The 16,367-nt window shown below is 66.6% G+C and carries 16 protein-coding genes and 1 tRNA gene; 9 read left to right on the top strand and 8 right to left on the bottom strand.

Annotation, left to right across the window (positions count from 1 at the left end):
• The gene (locus O4G76_RS15150) at positions 1-339 is read right to left on the bottom strand and encodes a P-II family nitrogen regulator (RefSeq protein WP_021693083.1); all 339 of its coding nucleotides are present in this window, start codon (positions 337-339) and stop codon (positions 1-3) included.
• A gap of 212 nt (positions 340-551) precedes the next feature.
• Here O4G76_RS15150 and O4G76_RS15155 point away from each other — a divergent pair, with 212 nt between their 5' ends.
• The 3 genes from O4G76_RS15155 to tig all read left to right on the top strand — a co-directional run bounded on the left by O4G76_RS15155 (position 552) and on the right by tig (position 3,579).
• Positions 552-2,033 (top strand): NAD(P)H-hydrate dehydratase, encoded by a 1,482-nt coding sequence (locus O4G76_RS15155; protein WP_269398105.1) that lies wholly within the window; start codon positions 552-554, stop codon positions 2,031-2,033.
• A gap of 104 nt (positions 2,034-2,137) precedes the next feature.
• A tRNA-Leu gene (locus O4G76_RS15160) sits at positions 2,138-2,222 on the top strand.
• Positions 2,223-2,250: 28 nt separating this feature from the next.
• The gene (tig, locus tag O4G76_RS15165) at positions 2,251-3,579 is read left to right on the top strand and encodes a trigger factor (protein ID WP_269398106.1); all 1,329 of its coding nucleotides are present in this window, start codon (positions 2,251-2,253) and stop codon (positions 3,577-3,579) included.
• A gap of 81 nt (positions 3,580-3,660) precedes the next feature.
• Here tig and O4G76_RS15170 read toward each other — a convergent pair whose 3' ends face one another.
• Complete coding sequence (locus O4G76_RS15170) at positions 3,661-4,158, bottom strand: lactoylglutathione lyase family protein (RefSeq protein ID WP_269398107.1); 498 nt, start codon at positions 4,156-4,158, stop codon at positions 3,661-3,663.
• Between the two features lie 99 nt (positions 4,159-4,257).
• Between O4G76_RS15170 and O4G76_RS15175 the strand changes: the two genes are divergently transcribed.
• Entirely contained in the window at positions 4,258-5,154 is an 897-nt protein-coding gene (locus tag O4G76_RS15175) for a LysR family transcriptional regulator (RefSeq protein WP_269398108.1), read from the top strand.
• Between the two features lie 69 nt (positions 5,155-5,223).
• Here the strand turns inward: O4G76_RS15175 and O4G76_RS15180 are convergent, their stop codons facing one another.
• Positions 5,224-5,796 carry a DUF882 domain-containing protein gene (locus O4G76_RS15180; protein ID WP_085897455.1) on the bottom strand — a complete coding sequence of 191 codons (573 nt, stop codon included), beginning with the start codon at positions 5,794-5,796 and terminating at the stop codon, positions 5,224-5,226.
• 395 nt (positions 5,797-6,191) lie between these two features.
• On the opposite strand from O4G76_RS15180, the gene O4G76_RS15185 reads away from it, so the two are divergent.
• The 4 genes from O4G76_RS15185 (at position 6,192) to O4G76_RS15200 (ending at position 10,396) form a co-directional block, all read left to right on the top strand.
• Positions 6,192-7,733 carry a murein L,D-transpeptidase gene (locus tag O4G76_RS15185; protein ID WP_269398109.1) on the top strand — a complete coding sequence of 514 codons (1,542 nt, stop codon included), beginning with the start codon at positions 6,192-6,194 and terminating at the stop codon, positions 7,731-7,733.
• Positions 7,734-7,760: 27 nt separating this feature from the next.
• Positions 7,761-8,831, top strand: a complete 1,071-nt coding sequence (locus O4G76_RS15190) for a UDP-3-O-(3-hydroxymyristoyl)glucosamine N-acyltransferase (RefSeq protein WP_269398110.1) — start codon at positions 7,761-7,763, stop codon at positions 8,829-8,831.
• 81 nt (positions 8,832-8,912) lie between these two features.
• Positions 8,913-9,179, top strand: a complete 267-nt coding sequence (locus tag O4G76_RS15195; RefSeq protein ID WP_085897452.1) for an acyl carrier protein — start codon at positions 8,913-8,915, stop codon at positions 9,177-9,179.
• Positions 9,176-10,396, top strand: a complete 1,221-nt coding sequence (locus O4G76_RS15200; protein WP_269398111.1) for a beta-ketoacyl synthase — start codon at positions 9,176-9,178, stop codon at positions 10,394-10,396. The genes O4G76_RS15195 and O4G76_RS15200 overlap by 4 nt, the downstream gene beginning before the upstream one ends.
• 76 nt (positions 10,397-10,472) lie before the next feature.
• Here O4G76_RS15200 and O4G76_RS15205 read toward each other — a convergent pair whose 3' ends face one another.
• Positions 10,473-11,198: an invasion associated locus B family protein gene (locus O4G76_RS15205; protein WP_306467331.1), complete on the bottom strand. Its 726-nt coding sequence runs from the start codon at positions 11,196-11,198 to the stop codon at positions 10,473-10,475.
• Between the two features lie 519 nt (positions 11,199-11,717).
• Here O4G76_RS15205 and O4G76_RS15210 point away from each other — a divergent pair.
• Entirely contained in the window at positions 11,718-12,143 is a 426-nt protein-coding gene (locus O4G76_RS15210; RefSeq protein ID WP_269398113.1) for a hypothetical protein, read from the top strand.
• A gap of 68 nt (positions 12,144-12,211) precedes the next feature.
• Here the strand turns inward: O4G76_RS15210 and O4G76_RS15215 are convergent, their stop codons facing one another.
• The 4 genes from O4G76_RS15215 to O4G76_RS15230 are packed head-to-tail and all read right to left on the bottom strand — an operon-like array spanning position 12,212 to position 16,257.
• Positions 12,212-13,519 carry an HlyC/CorC family transporter gene (locus O4G76_RS15215; protein ID WP_269398114.1) on the bottom strand — a complete coding sequence of 436 codons (1,308 nt, stop codon included), beginning with the start codon at positions 13,517-13,519 and terminating at the stop codon, positions 12,212-12,214.
• A gap of 55 nt (positions 13,520-13,574) precedes the next feature.
• Positions 13,575-14,516, bottom strand: coding sequence for a tyrosine recombinase (locus O4G76_RS15220; RefSeq protein ID WP_269398140.1), 942 nt, complete (start codon positions 14,514-14,516; stop codon positions 13,575-13,577).
• 20 nt (positions 14,517-14,536) lie between these two features.
• Positions 14,537-16,090, bottom strand: a complete 1,554-nt coding sequence (locus tag O4G76_RS15225; protein ID WP_269398115.1) for a hypothetical protein — start codon at positions 16,088-16,090, stop codon at positions 14,537-14,539.
• On the bottom strand, positions 16,087-16,257 hold the full coding sequence (locus O4G76_RS15230) for a hypothetical protein (RefSeq protein ID WP_165761491.1): 171 nt from the start codon (positions 16,255-16,257) through the stop codon (positions 16,087-16,089). Before O4G76_RS15230 ends, O4G76_RS15225 begins: the two co-directional genes overlap by 4 nt.
• Positions 16,258-16,367: the final 110 nt, after the last annotated feature.

Here is a 16,367-nt window from a genome sequence, read left to right on the forward strand (position 1 = left end):
TCAGATCGCGTCGTCGCCGAATTCTCCGGTGCGGATGCGGATCGCCTGTTCGACGGGCGAAACGAAGATCTTGCCGTCGCCGATCTTGTCGGTCTTCGCGGCATCGACGATGGCCGCGATCGCGCGCTCGACCTGATCGTCGGGCAGAACCACCTCGATCTTCACCTTCGGCAGAAAATCGACGACGTATTCGGCGCCGCGATAAAGCTCGGTATGGCCCTTCTGGCGTCCAAAGCCTTTCACCTCGACAACGGAGAGGCCCTGCACGCCGGCCTCCTGAAGCGCCTCCTTCACCTCGTCGAGCTTGAACGGCTTGATGATCGCCTCGATCTTCTTCATGTCGCGCGACTCCCTTGCATCCGCGTTCTCAGGGGTGAAACCATGACGCCCCGGCCACCTCAATCGCCGCTCCCGGCCCGGAATGGAGCCAATGCCGAAATTCCAGATCGGTGCCTAAAATTTGTGCATAATGGGTGTATTCGATGCAGTTTGAAAATTCTTGCCCGGCCGACACCCCGGAAACCGCTCGTTCCGTGAGCAGTCTCGACGGAATGGCGGTTCTGACTGCCAGTGAAATGCGCGATGCAGAGGCGCGGGCCGTCTCGGCCGGCACACCGGGCGCGGTGCTCATGGAACGGGCGGGGGCTGCCGTGATTGCCGCGCTGTTCGAGTATTGGCCGCAGCTCTCATCCGGAGGGCGCGTCTGCGTGCTGTGCGGGCCGGGCGGCAATGGCGGTGACGGCTATGCGGTGGCAAGGCAGTTGGCAATGCGCGGCTGGACGGTCCGGCTTCACGCGCTGGCCCCGGCGCGTCATGCGGATGCCGCCGGGCAGGCGCGGCTTTGGTCGGAAATGGGGGCCATCGAGGAGTGGAACCGGGCAGGGGAGTCGGTCGAGGCAGCCGACCTCGTGATCGACGCGCTGTTCGGCATCGGGCTTGCGCGGCCGCTCGGCCCCGAGTTCGACCGGGTGCTGAAGGCCGGGGCGCAGCGGGTGCTGGCGATCGACCTGCCATCCGGCCTGTGTTCCGACAGCGGGCGCGTGATCGGCGAGCGATGCTTCGACGCCGATCTCACGGTGAGCTTTCATACACCGAAGTGCGGCCATATTCTTGCTGAAGGCCCGGCCCGTTGCGGCACGCTGGATATTCGCGGCATCGGCCTCCCGGAGGAGGGCGGGAGCGTCAGGCTGACCCGCAGACCTGAGCGGTTCGGCAAGCGCGCAGGTCACAAATACGGTCACGGCCACGCGCTGGTGCTGTCCGGCGGGGTTGGGCGCGGCGGCGCGGCGCGCATGGCGGCTCGGGCCGCGCTCAGGAGCGGTGCGGGGCTGGTGACGCTGGCCTGCCCGCCCGCGGCCCTGCAGGAAAACGCGGCCCGGCTGGACGCGATCATGCTGCGGTCGCTGCGGAATGCGGAGGCGCTGGAGCAATTGCTGGAGGATTCCAGGCTGAACGCGCTTCTGCTCGGCCCGGGTCTCGGGACCGGCATGCGCGAAGGCGAACTGGTGGGGCGGGCGCTTGCGGCGGGGCGGTCAACGGTGCTCGACGCCGACGCGCTCACGCTCTTGGCCGGGGATGCGGCTTTGCGGGCTGCGCTGCACGAGGGATGCCTGCTCACGCCGCATGATGGCGAATTCGCGCGTCTGGTGCCTGACATCGCCAATCGCATGAGGGGGCCGGTCGCAAGCGGCCCGGCCTACTCGCGGCTCGATGCGGCGCGCGAGGCGGCGGGGCGGTTGGACTGCACGGTGCTGCTCAAGGGGCCGGATACGGTGATCGCGGCACCCGATGGGCGCGCGGTGATCAATGCCGCGGTTCATGGTCGCTCCGCGCCATGGCTTGCTACAGCAGGAGCGGGCGACGTGTTGGCCGGGATCGCGGCGGGGCTGATGGCACGCGGCCGCGACGGTTTCGCCGCGGGGCAGGAGGCGGCGTGGCTGCATGTCGAGGCGGCGCGCCGTTTCGGCCCGGGGCTGATCGCCGAGGACCTGCCCGAGATGCTGCCCGCCGTGATGCGCGAAATGGGACTTTGAGGCCGCTGCGGCAGTCGGCATTTTTTCCCGTGGCGCGCCGCTTCGGGCTTTGCTAGACAACGCCGAGATTTCCGGGGGGCCGTTCCGCTCCCCATGAGAGACATGCGGGTGTGGCGGAACTGGTAGACGCACCAGATTTAGGTTCTGGCGCCGCAAGGCGTGGGGGTTCGAGTCCCTTCACCCGCACCAAGAAACACGACTGAGAAAAGGACGACAGATGCAGGTCACCGAGACCCTCAACGACGGCCTCAAGCGCGGCTACAAGATCACGCTGCCCGCCGCCGAACTGGACGCCAAGGTCCAGGAAAAGCTGGTCGAAGCCCAGCCCGAGGTCGCCATGAAGGGCTTCCGCAAGGGCAAGGTGCCGCTGTCGCTGCTGAAAAAGCAGTTCGGCCCGCGCGTGCTCGGCGAAGCCATGCAGGAGAGCATCGACGGTGCGCTGTCGAACCACCTCGAGGAAAGCGGCGATCGCCCGGCGATGCAGCCCGAGGTGAAGATGGCCAATGACGACTGGAAGGAAGGCGACGACGTCGAAGTCACCGTCTCCTACGAGAAGCTGCCCGAGATCCCCGAGACCGATTTCTCCGACATCTCGATCGAGCGGCTGAAGGTCTCGGCCGACGATGCCGCGATCGACGAGGCGCTGGGCAACCTCGCCGAGACCGCGCAGAACTTCGAGGACAAGGACGGCGAGGCCGAAGAGGGCGATCAGGTCGTGATCGACTTCACCGGCAAGATCGACGGCGAAGCCTTCGAGGGCGGCGCTGCCGAGGACTATCCGCTGGTGCTCGGCTCGAACTCCTTCATCCCCGGCTTCGAGGATGGCCTCAAGGGCGTGAAGGCCGGCGACGAGAAGAACGTCGAGGTCAACTTCCCCGAGGACTACCAGGCCCAGAACCTCGCCGGCAAAGCCGCGGTGTTCGAGTGCAAGGTCAAGGCGGTGAAGGCCCCGCAGAAGGCCGAGATCGACGACGAGCTCGCGAAGAAGTTCGGCGCCGAGGATCTCGCCGCGCTGAAGGCGCAGATCGCCGAGCGTCTCGAGGCCGAGTATTCGGGTGCCTCGCGTGCTGTCGCCAAGCGCAAGCTGCTCGACATCCTCGACGAGAAGGTCTCGTTCGACCTGCCGCCGTCGCTCGTCGAGGCCGAGGCGAACCAGATCGCGCATCAGCTCTACCACGAGGAGCACCCCGAGGATCACGGCCACGACCACGGCAAGATCGAGCCGACCGAGGAGCACACAAAGCTCGCCGAGCGTCGCGTGAAGCTTGGCCTGTTGCTGGCCGAGATCGGCCAGAAGGCCGATGTGAAGGTCACCGACCAGGAGCTGACGCAGGCGATCCTCAACCAGGCGCGCCAGTATCGTGGCCAGGAGCGGCAGTTCTTCGAATTCGTGCAGAACAACCCGCAGATGCGCCAGCAGATCCAGGCCCCGATCTTCGAGGACAAGGTCATCGACCATATCTTCGAGCAGGCCAAGGTCGAGGAGAAGGAAGTCTCCAAGGACGATCTGCAAAAGGCCGTCGAGGCGCTCGACGACGAGGCCTGAGCCTCTCGATCGGACCCGGACTAGAAAAGGGCCGCCCCTTGGGGGCGGCCCTTGCCGTTTCCGCGCCCGATGCCGGGCGCCTCAGCTATAGGCGCCGGCCGAGTAGGTCAGCTCGTAGCTGTGGCTGTAGACCTCGAACACGATGCCGAACGGATCCTCGACGTAGCACATGCGGTAGGGCTTTTCGCCCGGGAAGTATTCGCGGATCGGCATCCGCTGCTTGCCGCCGGCGGCGACGATCCGTTCGACCAAGCCTTCGACATCCGGGTCCTGGATCGCGAAGTGAAAGGTGCCGTGACGGCGGAAATCGAGATTGTCATCGGGGGCGCGGTTGCCATCCATTTCGAACAGCTCGAGCCCGATCCGGTCGGCCGTGGCCATATGTGCGATCCGCAGCCGATTCCAGCCGGGCCCGAACACGTCCGTGCACATGCGGCCGATATCGCTGTCATCCTCGACCACTTCGGTCGGCTCCATGATCACGTAAAGGCCGAGTACATCACGGTAGAAGGTCAGCGCGGCGTCGAGATCCGGCACCGACAGGCCGATATGCGAAAAGCTTCTGGGATAGGGCGTCATTCATGTCTCCATCGAAAGGCATGAGAGGTAGTTAGGCTTGTCTACAGCGTTTGAAAAATTATCATTCGAGATGGTTTTGATAACTTATAGTGATGATGCATGCTGAATGCGCTTTGGCTGGAGACCTTCGCCACATTGGCCGAGACCGGGCATTTCACCCGCGCCGCCGCCCGGCTGAACATGACCCAGCCGGGTGTGTCGCAGCATCTTCGCAAGCTCGAAGCCCAGATCGGGCGGCCCTTGTTGAGCCGACATGGAAAGGGGTTCACGCTGACACCCGCCGGGGAGGCGGTGTTCGACATGGCCCGCGCGCGGCGCGAGGAGGAGCGCCAGCTGCGCGAAGCCATCCGCGCCGATGATCCGGAGGCGGGCGAGGTGGCGGTGGCCTGTTCCGGCAGCTTTGCCATGGCTCTGCAGCCCGCCTTCTGGTCGCTGCTGAGCGCCGCGCCGCAACTTCGCCTGCGGCTCGAGGCCATGCCGCAGCGGGGCGTGATCGACGGCGTCGCCGAGGGACGGTTCGATCTCGGCGTAGTCGATCACGAGCCCGGCGATCCCCGGCTGGAGGCTGAGCGGATCGGCCGCGAGGCGTTGTGCCTCCTGTTGCCTGCCGGGGTCACAGATACCCGTTTCGGGGCATTGGAGGAGCTGGGATTCATCGCCCATCCCGATGGATGGCTTTATGCCGAAGAGCTGTTTTCCCTGAATTACCCTACGGACTTCCGGGGTGCCGAACAGCTTGCCGTGCGGGCTTTCCTCAACCAGATCGGTCAGATCCCGGCGCCGGTCGCGCAGGGTGTCGGCTATACCTTGCTGCCGCGCAGCGGGTACGAGGCATTCGTTGATCGCGACCGCATCGCCGTGGCGGAACTGGACCGCCCGCGACATCGCGATCTGTGGCTGCTGCGCCGCCGGGGCCGGGAGTTGCCGGCCCGGGTCGAACGGGTCGCCAAGCTGGTCACCGAGGTCGCGGCGCGGCTCGAAGCCGCGGAGGGCTGAAGCGAAGAAGGCGCCCCGAACGGGACGCCCCTTCAAACCTGTGCAGCAGGTCCAGAAACTCGAGTTGGCTCAGCTGCCCCAGCTGCGGACCGGGCCGCAGTCCATGTGGACGAAGTTCGAGCCGGAATACTTGCCGACGCCGCCCGCCTTGCAGGCGGCTGCCGCGCGCGCCATCTGGCTCACCGAACGGCCCGAGAGCCGCAGGTCGGCCGCCTGGCCCTTGAGGTGAAGCGAGTTCTTGGCGACGCCGGAGGAGCGGCTGCGCAGCATCGCGTTGGTGGCCGGCGAGCGGTAGCCCGACAGCAGCATGTAGGGTTCGTTGACTTCGAGAAGGCTGTGGCTGGCGGCCATGATGTCGACGGTCCGGGTGTCGATATCCATCATCTGGTTGTTGCGCCAGTCGCGCATGAAGACGTTGATCTCGCGGATCGCCTCGGCGATGTACTCGCCCTCGATCCAGTAGATCGTGTCGATCTTTTCGCCGGTCCGCTCCGAATACATCGAAAGCCTGCGCACATCGCCCGCGCGCCTCAGAAAGCCGGCCGCATTCGAGTAGGTGGGTGCTGCGGTGACTGCCGTGGCCGCGAACGCGCCAAGGAGACCGCGGCGGGTCATGCCCGCCGAGCGAATTTTATCAATCATGTGAGCGCCTGTCCCGTCGCTTACCTGTGGGCCCGCATTTTCACGGACATTTTTTTGCCATCCATCCCCAGATGCAGACCCTCTATCGCACGGGAGGACGACTCGACCAAGTGTGGTTATCGGATAACATAGTGAAGAAAGCCCCAATCGGCGGGAACTTGCGCAAATGCCGCTCGGTTGAGCCCCGGTTCGGTCGATTTGCTGCGCTTTTGCCACGCCGCAGGGCTCTTATCGGCGAACCGATGGCCGGACAGAATGCCGGTGCCTATTTCTTCCCAGAGGTCCTGTCCGGATCCGTCCCGAACTCACGGTGTCTAATGTTGCCCCTGTCCCGCCCCCCTTTGGTGCCCCGTCTGCGCCATCTGGCCCTGCCCATCGGTATCACGTTGAGTGTCATGCAGCCCGTTGCCGGACAGGCTCAGGTCAGCGTGTTCCGGCAGGCCGTGGCCGAGAGTGTCGCCGGCCAGTCCGATCTCGCGCCCAGCTACAGGACGCGTGGCTTTACGGGCATCTGGACCGGTGCCGATGCCGCCGCGATCACCCGGCGCAACGCTTTGCTGGCGGCACTGTCCGATGCCGACGCGCATGGCCTGCCGGTCTCGCGCTATGATCCGGAAGGTCTGATCCGCAAGCTCCGCGCCGCACGAAGCGCCGAGGACCGCGCCGCGATGGATGTCGAGCTGACCCGGGTCTTCCTGCGGTACGCACGGGATGTGCAAAGCGGCATGCTCGAGCCCGGTCGCGTGGTCGAGATGATCCGCCGCGAGGTGCCGCTGCGTGATCCTGCAGAGACGCTTGCGAGCTTTCTCGAAGCCGATCCCGTGGCCTTCCTGCGAGACCTCGCGCCGGCATCGCCGGAATATGGCCGTTTGATGCGGGCCCGCGCCGAACTGCAGCGCGCCTTGGACGCAGGTGGCTGGGGCGCGCGGCTCTCCGAGGCCAAGATCGAGGCCGGTGACAGTGGCGCCGATGTCGTGGCACTGCGCGACCGGTTGATCGCCATGGGCCATCTGGCTCCTACGAGCAGCGCGGTCATGGACGAGGCGCTCGTCGCGGCGGTCCGGGATTTCCAGAGCCGCAACGGCCTCCTGGTCGATGGCGTCGTCGGGCCGGGGACACGCGCCGAGCTCAACCGCTCGGTCGAGGAACGGTTGCAGTCCGTGCTGGTCGCGATGGAGCGCGAGCGCTGGATCAACATGGAGCGCGGGGAGCGCCACGTGCTGGTGAACCTCACCGATTTCAGCGCCACCATCATCGACGACGGCCGCGAAACCTTCCGCACGGCCTCGGTGATCGGCGCGGAAGTGCCCGACCGTCAAACGCCAGAATTTTCGGACGTCATGGAATACATGGTGATCAATCCGAGCTGGTACGTGCCGCGCTCCATCGTGGTGGGCGAATACCTGCCGCAGCTCAAGCGCAACCGCCACGCCGCGAGCCAGATCCTGATCACCGACCGGTCGGGTCGGGAAATCAGCCGCAATTCAATCGACTTCTCGCGCTACAACGAGCGCAACTTTCCCTTCTCGATGCGCCAGCCCCCCTCCAATTCGAATGCGCTGGGACTGGTGAAATTCCTGTTTCCCAACCGCTACAACATCTACCTGCACGACACGCCGGCCAAGTCGCTGTTCGGGCGCGAGCGCCGCGCCTTCAGCCATGGCTGCGTGCGGCTGAGCGAACCGTTCGATTTCGCCTATGCGCTGCTGGCCGCGCAGGAGGAGGATCCGGTCGGCTTCTTCCAGTCTCGCCTCGCCACTGGGCGCGAGACGCGGGTGAACCTCGAGGCGCCGGTGCCGGTGCATCTGATCTACCGCACGGCCTTTACCGACGAGGAGGGGCGGCTGCATTTCCGCCGCGATGTCTACGAGCGGGACGCCGCGATCTGGGCGGCGCTTGCCCGCGAAGGGGTGGCGATCTCGCGCCCCGCAAGCTAGATCCCTCGAAAACCCGAGGGAACCGTCATGGATTTTACGCTGAGCGAGATCGCCACCGCGCTGAACGCCGAGCTTCAGGGCGATGGCAGCCTGCGTGTCACCGGTGCCGCCGAACCCGGGCAGGCGGGCGAGGATGACCTCGCGCTGGCGATGTCACCGAAATGGGCCGAGGCGCTGCAACAGGGACGCGCGCGTGCCGCGCTGGTCTGGCCCGGGGCCGACTGGCGCGAGATGGGGCTGCAGGGCGCCATCGTCGCCCCGCGTGGCCGTCTCGCCATGGCGGGTCTGACCCAGCTTCTCGATGCCCCCGGGGCCGAGACCGGCATTCATCCTTCTGCGGTGGTCGACGCTTCCGCCGAGATCGGCGAAGGGGTCTTTGTCGGTCCGCTGGCGGTGATCGGCGCGGGCGCGGTGATCGGCCCGAACTGCCGGATCATGGCACAGGCGTCGATCGGGCCCGGTGTGCGGCTGGGGCAGGGCGCGCTCATCCATTCGGGCGCACGGCTGGGGCGCAATGTGGTGGCGGGCGACCGGCTCATCGTGCAGCCGAATGCGGTGATCGGTGGCGACGGATTCTCCTTCGTCACCGAAAGCGAAAGCCACGTCGAATCCGCGCGTGCCGAGCTGGGACAGGGCAAGGTTTCGCAAGAGGCCGATCCGACCTGGCATCGGATCCACAGCCTCGGCTCGGTGATCCTCGGCGACGATGTCGAGATCGGCGCCTGCGCCACGATCGATGCGGGTACGATCCGCCCGACCCGCGTGGGCAACGGCTCCAAGATCGACAACCTCGTGCAGGTCGGCCATAACTGCGTGATCGGCGACCACTGTCTGCTCTGCGGTCACGTCGGACTTGCCGGCTCGGTGAACATCGGCGACCGGTCAGTGCTCGGTGGCAAGGTGGGCGTGTCCGACAATCTCAATATCGGTGCCGACGTCGTCCTCACCGGCGGTTCGATCGTGTTGTCGAACGTGCCCGCCGGGCGTGTGATGATGGGCTATCCCGCCACCAAGATCGACAGTCAGGTCGAAAGCTACAAGGCGCTGCGCCGACTGCCGCGGCTGATGCGTGATCTCGCGGCATCTCGCAAGGGCTGATACCGGCGCTTCATGGTTTCAATGCGGCGTCGCAGCGATTAGATCGGGGTGAGGAGAAGCACTGTAGGGGATGCGGGTCGGATGGAATTGCGCGACAAGGTGATTGCGATCATCGCCGAGCAGGCAATGCTCGAGCCGGGCGACGTATCGCTCGACAACAGCCCGGCCGATCTCGGAATCGACAGCCTCGGTCTGGTGGAGAGCATCTTCGCGATCGAGGAGACCTTCGACATCTCGGTGCCGTTCAACGCCAATGCGCCCGAGGAAAGCGAGTTCGACATTTCCTCGGTCGCCGCCATCGTCGCGGCTGTGGAGCGTCTCGTTCAAAAGCAGCACGCCAGCGCATGACCGGTGGCGCCCGACGCGTCGTCATCACCGGCGCCGGAACCATCAACAGTCTCGGCCATGATGTGCCCTCGACGCTGGAGGCGATGCGCGAGGGTCGCTGCGGCATCGGTCCGCTCGATCTGCGGGATGTCGAGCGGCTGTCGGTCCAGATCGGCGGACAGGTAAAGGGCTATGATGAGCAGGCCCACTTCAACCGCCAGCAGATCGCCCTATACGACCGCTTCACCCAGTTCACGCTGCTCGCCGCGCGGCAGGCCATGGCGCAGTCCGGCATCAGTTTCTCCGACGAGGAAAGCGAGATGTCCGGCGTGGTGCTCGGCACCGCCGGGGGTGGGGTGAACACTTGGGACGAGAACTACCGCACCGTCTATGAAGAAGGGAAGAACCGGGTCCACCCCTTCGTCGTGCCGAAGCTGATGAACAACGCGGCCGCAAGCCATGTCAGCATGGAGTACAACCTGCGCGGCCCGAGCTTTACCGTGGCCACGGCCTGTTCCAGTTCGAACCACGCGATGGGCCTGGCCTTCCAGATGATCCGGTCGGGCATGTGTCGCGCGATGCTGACGGGCGGCTCCGAGGCGATGCTGTGCTTTGGCGGCGTGAAGGCATGGGAAGGGCTCAGGGTGATGTCCAAGGATGCCTGCCGCCCGTTCAGCGCCAACCGCAACGGCATGGTGCAGGGCGAGGGCGCGGCGGTGTTCGTGTTCGAGGAATTCGAGCATGCCCGCGCGCGCGGTGCCGAGATTCTGTGCGAGGTCGCGGGCTTTGGCATGACGGCGGATGCGGCCGATATCGTCATGCCCTCGGCCCAGGGCGCCGAGCGTGCGATGCGGGGCGCGATGCGCGAGGCCGGGCTAGCGCCCGAACAGATCGGCTACATCAATGCGCATGGCACCGGCACGGCGGCGAATGACAAGAGCGAATGCGCCTCCGTCTCGCATGTCTTCGGGCCAGCGGCCGACCGGCTGATGATTTCCTCGACCAAGTCGATGCATGGCCATCTGATCGGCGGCACCGGTGCGGTGGAGCTTCTGGCCTGCATCATGGCGCTGCGCGACGGCGTCATCGCGCCGACCATCGGCTATGAGGAGCCGGATCCGGAATGCGCGCTCGACGTGGTGCCGAACACGGCGCGCGAGGCGAAGGTGAGCGCGGTGCTGTCCAATGCCTTCGCCTTCGGCGGTCTCAACGCGGTGCTGGCTCTGCGCGCGGCCTGAACCCTGCCAGCGTAAAGAGAAAAAGGCGCGGCCTCCGGGAGACCGCGCCCTTTCCATATTCGTTGCCCTTCTTGCGTTACTGCGCCCGGGCAGTGACGGCTCCGAAGCCCGCGGTGAAGCCGGACAGCGACATGTCGAGACGCACCTCCTGATCCGGCGCGGCGGCGGGGACGATGCGCAGCGTGCCGGCGCGGCCGCCCTTGAAGGCGCCGAGCTGCTGGTCCGACAGGCCGAAGCGGGCGACGCAGCCCGCGCGGTTGCAGAAGCTGAACGGGTAGCGCGCGGTCTGGCCGCTATCGACCGTGAGCGAGAGCTGCTCGGTGAGAAGGGTTTCCAGCGGCACCACGACGGTGACGCCTGCCGCCGCCTGCGCCTCGGCCGCCAGCGGCAGCACGGTGACTTCGGCCACGGCATTGCCGTCACCATCCTCGAGCAGCTGGTAGAGCTGGCAGGGCTCGGCCTCGCCCTCGGCGACGCGCATGCAGCGCAGCGACCAGTCGCCATGGGTCTCGGCCACGTAGGGCTGGCCGGGGCGCTCGGTCCCGGCTTCGGCCGGGGCGGCGGGGGCCTGCAGGTCCGCTGGCGCAGCCGGCGACTCGGCCTGCGCGGGGGCCTCGGTCTCGGCTGGCGCGGCCGGAGTCGCGGGCGCTTCCGGCGCCGCGGGAGCCTCGGTCGAGGTCTCGGCTGGCGCCTCGGTGGTGGTGGTCCGGGTGTTCGCCTGCGCGGTTTCGTCCTGCGCGGCCAGCGGCGTGGAAAGGGCCAGCAGCGCGGCGCTGGCCAGAAGTGTCAGTCGGTTCGGCATGTCGCGATCCCGTTTGTCAGTGTCCACGGGGGCTTAGCATGGCGTGGCGCGACTGTCAGGCGGGAAAGGGTCGGGAATCATGCGGGTTTCCGCCAAGATGAAAAAGGGGCCGCGATGCGACCCCCTTCCCATGTTCTCCCTGTCGGACTTGGCCGACTAATTGCCGGGACGCTACGAGAAGGCGATCCCGACGTCAACCGGTATCGCAGCGCAACCCCCGGGCGGGGCGCAAAAAAACCGCGCCCGAAGGCGCGGCAAGTCTGACAGGGAGGACGTCGGGCGACATGCCCGACACCTACATCATGCCACGGAATGGTTACCGGCGCTTTACGAGAATCGTGGCATGAGATGGATCGGCGCGACGGCTGTGTCCTCGGGGTCGAAACCGGTCGTCTTGCATCTTTGGGTGGCGCGTACGGAATAATACAAAACTTGAAAGGTAGCAGTGCTGACGGAACGGAAACAATAGTGTAACGTTTGCGCCACGGGAGTGAGGTTTTTCATAATGGGAGGTACCGCATGGATTCGAAGGTCGAGGAACTCTGGGCTTTGGAAAAGCGGCGCTGGCTCGATGGCGCCGAGTTCTACGAACGCCAGCTTGCCCCCGATGCCGCGATGGTCATTCCCTATCCGTCGGGGCTTCAGGACCGTGTCGCCGCGCTGAGCGGTCAGTGCCCGGCCCGGCAGTGGGAGGCAGTGGAGCTGCATGACCAGAGCGTCACCCGGCACGGCGAAACCGTTCTCCTGAGCTACCGCGTGGTGGCTTGGCGCGATTGCTGCCCCGAACCGCTGCGCGCCAGCTGCGCGTCCACCTATCTCGACGATGACGGCACCTGGTTGAGGCTTTCCCACGAGCGCGAGCCGCTCGATGTTGATGATACGAAGGGTAAGGTGTCCGTTCTCAAGCGCCCCACGCGCGTCGTCGCGCATCTTGGGGCCGCGTAAGGGATCTTTTCCGAAGCCCGAACTTCGAGGCCGGCTCGCATGTGCGAGCTGGCCTTGTCCTTTTCGGCTCAAGCGGCGTCGAGGGGCCGGATCTTGAGCGTCGCGAGGCGGTTCTCCTCCTTCGCGATCACCTCGAAGCGGAAGCCGTGGAAGCTGAACACCTGGCCTTCGGTCGGGATCATCTGCGCCTCGTGGATCACCAGTCCCGCGATGGTGTTGGCCTCTTCGTCGGGCAGGTTCCAGTCCTGTCGCCGGTTCAGGTCGCGGATCGTCATCGAGCCGTCGATCACGTAGGCGCCATCCTCGGTCATCGCGATCGGCTCTTCGCGCTCGGCGTCGAATTCGTCCGAGATCTCGCCGACGATCTCTTCGAGGATATCCTCCAGGGTGATCAGCCCGCGCAACGCGCCATACTCGTCCACCACGAGGGCGAAATGCGTATGCCGCTTGAGGAACTGGCGCATCTGGTCGTCGAGCGTGGTGGTTTCGGGGATGAAATAGGGCGTCATCGCGACATCCATGATGTCGAAGCTCTCCAGCTCTGCGGTGTCCACCGCCCCGTCGGCCATCATCTTGTGCATGGCGCGCAGCAGGTCCTTGGCGTGCAGGATGCCGACGATGTTCTCCGGCTCGTCGCGATAGAGCGGCAGCCGCGTATGCGGGCTCTCCAGACAGAGCGTGAGGATCTCGGTGGCGGGCAGGTTGGCGTCGATCATCGCGATGTTGGAGCGATGCAGCATCACCTCCTCGACCGTGCGTTCGCCGAGATCCAGCGCACCGAGGATGCGGTCGCGATCCTCGCGGTCGACCACCCCTTCCTCATGGCCGAGCGACAGCGCGCCGGCGATTTCCTCGCGTACCGCCAACACCTTGGTGTCGGGGTCGGTGCGCACCCCGAACATCCGCAGGAGCGCGCGGACGAGCACCTGCACCGCCGAGACGACGGGCGCGAAGATCAGGATCACGAGGCCGATCGGTCGGGCGACACGGCTTGCGAAGGTTTCGGCATTGGTGATCGCGTAGGTCTTGGGCAGCACTTCGGCGAAGATCAGCACCAGAAGCGTCATGACCAATGTGGCCGCCGCGACGCCGCTATCGCCGAAGACGCGGGTGAGAAGGGCGGTGGCCAAAGAGGTGGCGAGGATGTTGACGACGTTGTTGCCAAGGAGCACCGAGCCGATCAGCCGCTCGTTATCCTCGGTGACATGCAGCGCCTGCGCCGCGCCCTTGGAACCGCGATCTGCGGCGGAGCGCAGCTTGCCCCGCGATGCGGCGGTGAGTGCAGTCTCCGAGCCCGAGAAAAAGGCCGAGGCCACCAGCAGGAGAAGGATCGCGACGCTGGTGATCCAGAAAGCGGCGTCTAGGGCGGTGTCCATGGGGTCCTTCGCGAAATGATTGATCCCCTGAGTTATGGACGAGAGGGGCGCTTGTTCAACCCTTGCCGGGCGGGACTTGTCGCGGAGTGGCCCGGGCCAGGGGGTGGTGTTCGTGCACCAGCGCGCTCAATCGCTCGCTTTGGACATGTGTGTAGATCTCGGTGGTGGACAGATCCGCGTGGCCAAGCAACGCTTGGATCGCCCGCAGATCGGCACCGCCCGCCAGCAAATGGCTGGCAAAGGCATGGCGCAGCACGTGCGGCGTCACCTGATCGGGCGAAAGACCGGCGGCGATCGCCAGTTCCTTGACCATCACGAAAAAGCTCTGGCGCGTCAGGTGCCCGTTGCGGCCGCGCGCCGGAAACAGGAATTTCGAAGCGGGCTTGCCAGCGGCGCTGGCCGCCGCCTCGGCTTCGTCGCGCCGGGCCAGCCAGGCCGCGACGGCGGCGCGGGCGGGGCGGGACAGCGGCACCATGCGCTCGCGCCCGCCCTTGCCGCGCACCAGCAGCATCTCGGGATCGCCGCGCAGAGACGCCACCGGCAGGCTCACGAGTTCGGAGACGCGCAGGCCCGTGGCGTATAGCAGCTCCATCAGGCAAGTGGCGCGCAACGGATCGCGCGGGTGGTCGCGGGCGGCCAGGAGCAGCGCCTCCACCTCCTCGCGCGACAGCGTGCCCGGCAATCGGCGGCTGCGCCCCGGCCCCTTGAGACGGATCGCCGGATTGTCCTCGCGCCAGCCTTCCTCGAAGGCGAAACGGTAGAGCTGTCGGATCGATGAGAGTCGCCTCGCCCGGGTCGCGGCCGAAAGCCCCTCGGCCTCGCAGGAAACGAGGTAGTCCTCGACCATCGCCTGCGTGGCCGTGGCGAAATGCGCGTCGCGATACGCCAGCCAGCCCGAGAAATCCGACAGGTCGCGGCCATAGGCGAGAAGCGTGTTGCGGGCGGCGTCTAGCTCGGCGGCCTGCGCCTCCAGAAAGGCGGAGATCCAATGGGCCATCGGCACCGACGCCGCATCGCTCACGCGTCGCGCTCCAGAATGAGCATCTGCAGTGCGATGCGGCGCGCCGGGTCCTCGAGCCCGACCGCGCGCAGCGCCGCCAGGCCCTCGCTCAGCGCGCCGGTATCGCCGGCCCGGCCCTCGTCGATCAACGAGATCGCCCGCAGGATCACCTCGCCGACCCGGCCTTCATCGATCATCTGCACCAGTGCCTCGGACGGCTGCTCCGCCTCGAACCCGTTCAAAAGCGCCAGCGCGATCGGGTCGTCCTCGGGGGCGAGGTCGGATCGCGTCCCCTCGGGCAGGCCGCGCGCCAAGGCGACGAGCATCTCCTCCTCCGCATCGCGCGCCTCGTGTTCCAAGGCCACGGCCTCGTAGTCGGGACCGAGCAGGCCGATGGTGAAGGCGGTTTCGGCAACGTCCTTTGGCAGGTCCATCTCGGCGATCTGCGGGCCGAAATGCTGGGCGAAGGCCGTGCCGAGGCGCGCCTCGCGCATGATTTCCCAGACCTCCGGCAATTTCTCGGCCACGGCCATCGCGTCGGCCTTTCGCAGCGCGGCGTCAAAGGCCTGAATGGCGCTCGCACGGTCCCAGATTCCACCGGACGCGGCTGGCACCCGGTCGGTATAGATGCCGAACAGCCGCGTCGGCTCGATGGCACCGTGTCGCGCCAGCCGCTCCGCCGCCTCGATCTGAGCGCGCCACGCCTTGGTCTGTCGCAGATCCGCGTGGCTGAAGGCGCGGGGCAGGGAGCCAGAGGGCATCGCCTCGCCGACCGCTTCGCGCAGGCGATAGACCAGCGGCGTCACACGTTCGGGCTCTGCCAGCGGCGGCTCGCCCTCGTAGAGATCGGGGTCGAGAAAACGCGACAGCATCGCGTCCTCGGCATCGGTCACCTCGCCCAGCGCGCGGGCGGAGTTCAGCGTCAGGGCCGCCGCCTGCCAGTCGCCGTCACGGGCAAGACAGAAGATTTGCGCGGGGCGGGTGGGGGCGATGGTCGGCTTGTTGCGCATCGCGTGGCAGGCTTGGGTCTCCTCGCCGGTGAGCAGCGCGGTGTCGAACCAGCGCCGGAAGCGGTCCGGATCGTCGGGGCCGGCCTCGACCAGCATCTCTGCCGCAGGTTCGAGAGCGCCCATTTCGAGCAGCCGGTCGATCCGGGCGAGGAACAGGGTGCCGAGGGCATCGGCATCCACGGGCGGGTCGGCCTCGGCGACCATCAGCAGCCGCATGAGCTGTTCGATGGCGGGCAGGGTGTCGAGCTTCTGCGCGGCGATCAGCGCCGCCAGCCGCTCCTGCTCGCTGGCCGACCACAGCCCGCGGGGCAGCCCCGAAATGCGTGGCGCGACGAGGCCGACCGCGTCCGGCGAACGCGAATCGAGCGGCTGCACCGAGACCTGCGGCGCGGCCGCGCTTTCGGCCACGGGCGGCTCGACCGTCGGAGCGGGGGGCGGATTCGGGGCGACGGAACGCGACAGCCAGTCGATCGCCGACAGCGGTTCTCCGCCGGTCTCGGCATCCTGCGCCAGCAGCGGCTGACCCAGAACCAGCGCGAGAAGGAGGCCCGCCTTCCTCACCGCCCGATCTCGATGGTGACGGGCTTCACCACCTCCGACACAGGGGCCGCGAAATCGGCGGGGAACAGCATCGGCCCCACATAGGCGTAGGCCAGCAGGCCCAGAGCCGCCAGCACCACGAGGATCAACGCCGCCTTCACCAGCGCCCAGATCAGTCGTCTCAACATCCCGCTCGTCCTCTTGCCCCGGGTCACGGGCGGCCGCGCGCCGCCTCTTACGAGCGATTCATAACTGGTCTTTCGGCCGAGATCACGTCATTCAGGGCAGGAATTTGCGA

This window comes from Limimaricola sp. G21655-S1 (assembly GCF_027213785.1).
Classification (GTDB): Bacteria; Pseudomonadota; Alphaproteobacteria; order Rhodobacterales; family Rhodobacteraceae; genus Limimaricola.

Coding starts and splice junctions, on each gene's coding strand:
- O4G76_RS15175 (WP_269398108.1), top strand. CDS start 4,258: ATGCTGAATGCGCTTTGGCTGGAGACCTTCGCCACATTGGCCGAGACC.
- O4G76_RS15185 (WP_269398109.1), top strand. CDS start 6,192: ATGCAGCCCGTTGCCGGACAGGCTCAGGTCAGCGTGTTCCGGCAGGCC.
- tig (WP_269398106.1), top strand. CDS start 2,251: ATGCAGGTCACCGAGACCCTCAACGACGGCCTCAAGCGCGGCTACAAG.
- O4G76_RS15215 (WP_269398114.1), bottom strand. CDS start 13,519: ATGGACACCGCCCTAGACGCCGCTTTCTGGATCACCAGCGTCGCGATC.
- O4G76_RS15220 (WP_269398140.1), bottom strand. CDS start 14,516: ATGGCCCATTGGATCTCCGCCTTTCTGGAGGCGCAGGCCGCCGAGCTA.
- O4G76_RS15230 (WP_165761491.1), bottom strand. CDS start 16,257: ATGTTGAGACGACTGATCTGGGCGCTGGTGAAGGCGGCGTTGATCCTC.
- O4G76_RS15170 (WP_269398107.1), bottom strand. CDS start 4,158: ATGACGCCCTATCCCAGAAGCTTTTCGCATATCGGCCTGTCGGTGCCG.
- O4G76_RS15190 (WP_269398110.1), top strand. CDS start 7,761: ATGGATTTTACGCTGAGCGAGATCGCCACCGCGCTGAACGCCGAGCTT.
- O4G76_RS15180 (WP_085897455.1), bottom strand. CDS start 5,796: ATGATTGATAAAATTCGCTCGGCGGGCATGACCCGCCGCGGTCTCCTT.
- O4G76_RS15200 (WP_269398111.1), top strand. CDS start 9,176: ATGACCGGTGGCGCCCGACGCGTCGTCATCACCGGCGCCGGAACCATC.
- O4G76_RS15155 (WP_269398105.1), top strand. CDS start 552: ATGGCGGTTCTGACTGCCAGTGAAATGCGCGATGCAGAGGCGCGGGCC.
- O4G76_RS15150 (WP_021693083.1), bottom strand. CDS start 339: ATGAAGAAGATCGAGGCGATCATCAAGCCGTTCAAGCTCGACGAGGTG.
- O4G76_RS15205 (WP_306467331.1), bottom strand. CDS start 11,198: ATGCCGAACCGACTGACACTTCTGGCCAGCGCCGCGCTGCTGGCCCTT.
- O4G76_RS15210 (WP_269398113.1), top strand. CDS start 11,718: ATGGATTCGAAGGTCGAGGAACTCTGGGCTTTGGAAAAGCGGCGCTGG.
- O4G76_RS15195 (WP_085897452.1), top strand. CDS start 8,913: ATGGAATTGCGCGACAAGGTGATTGCGATCATCGCCGAGCAGGCAATG.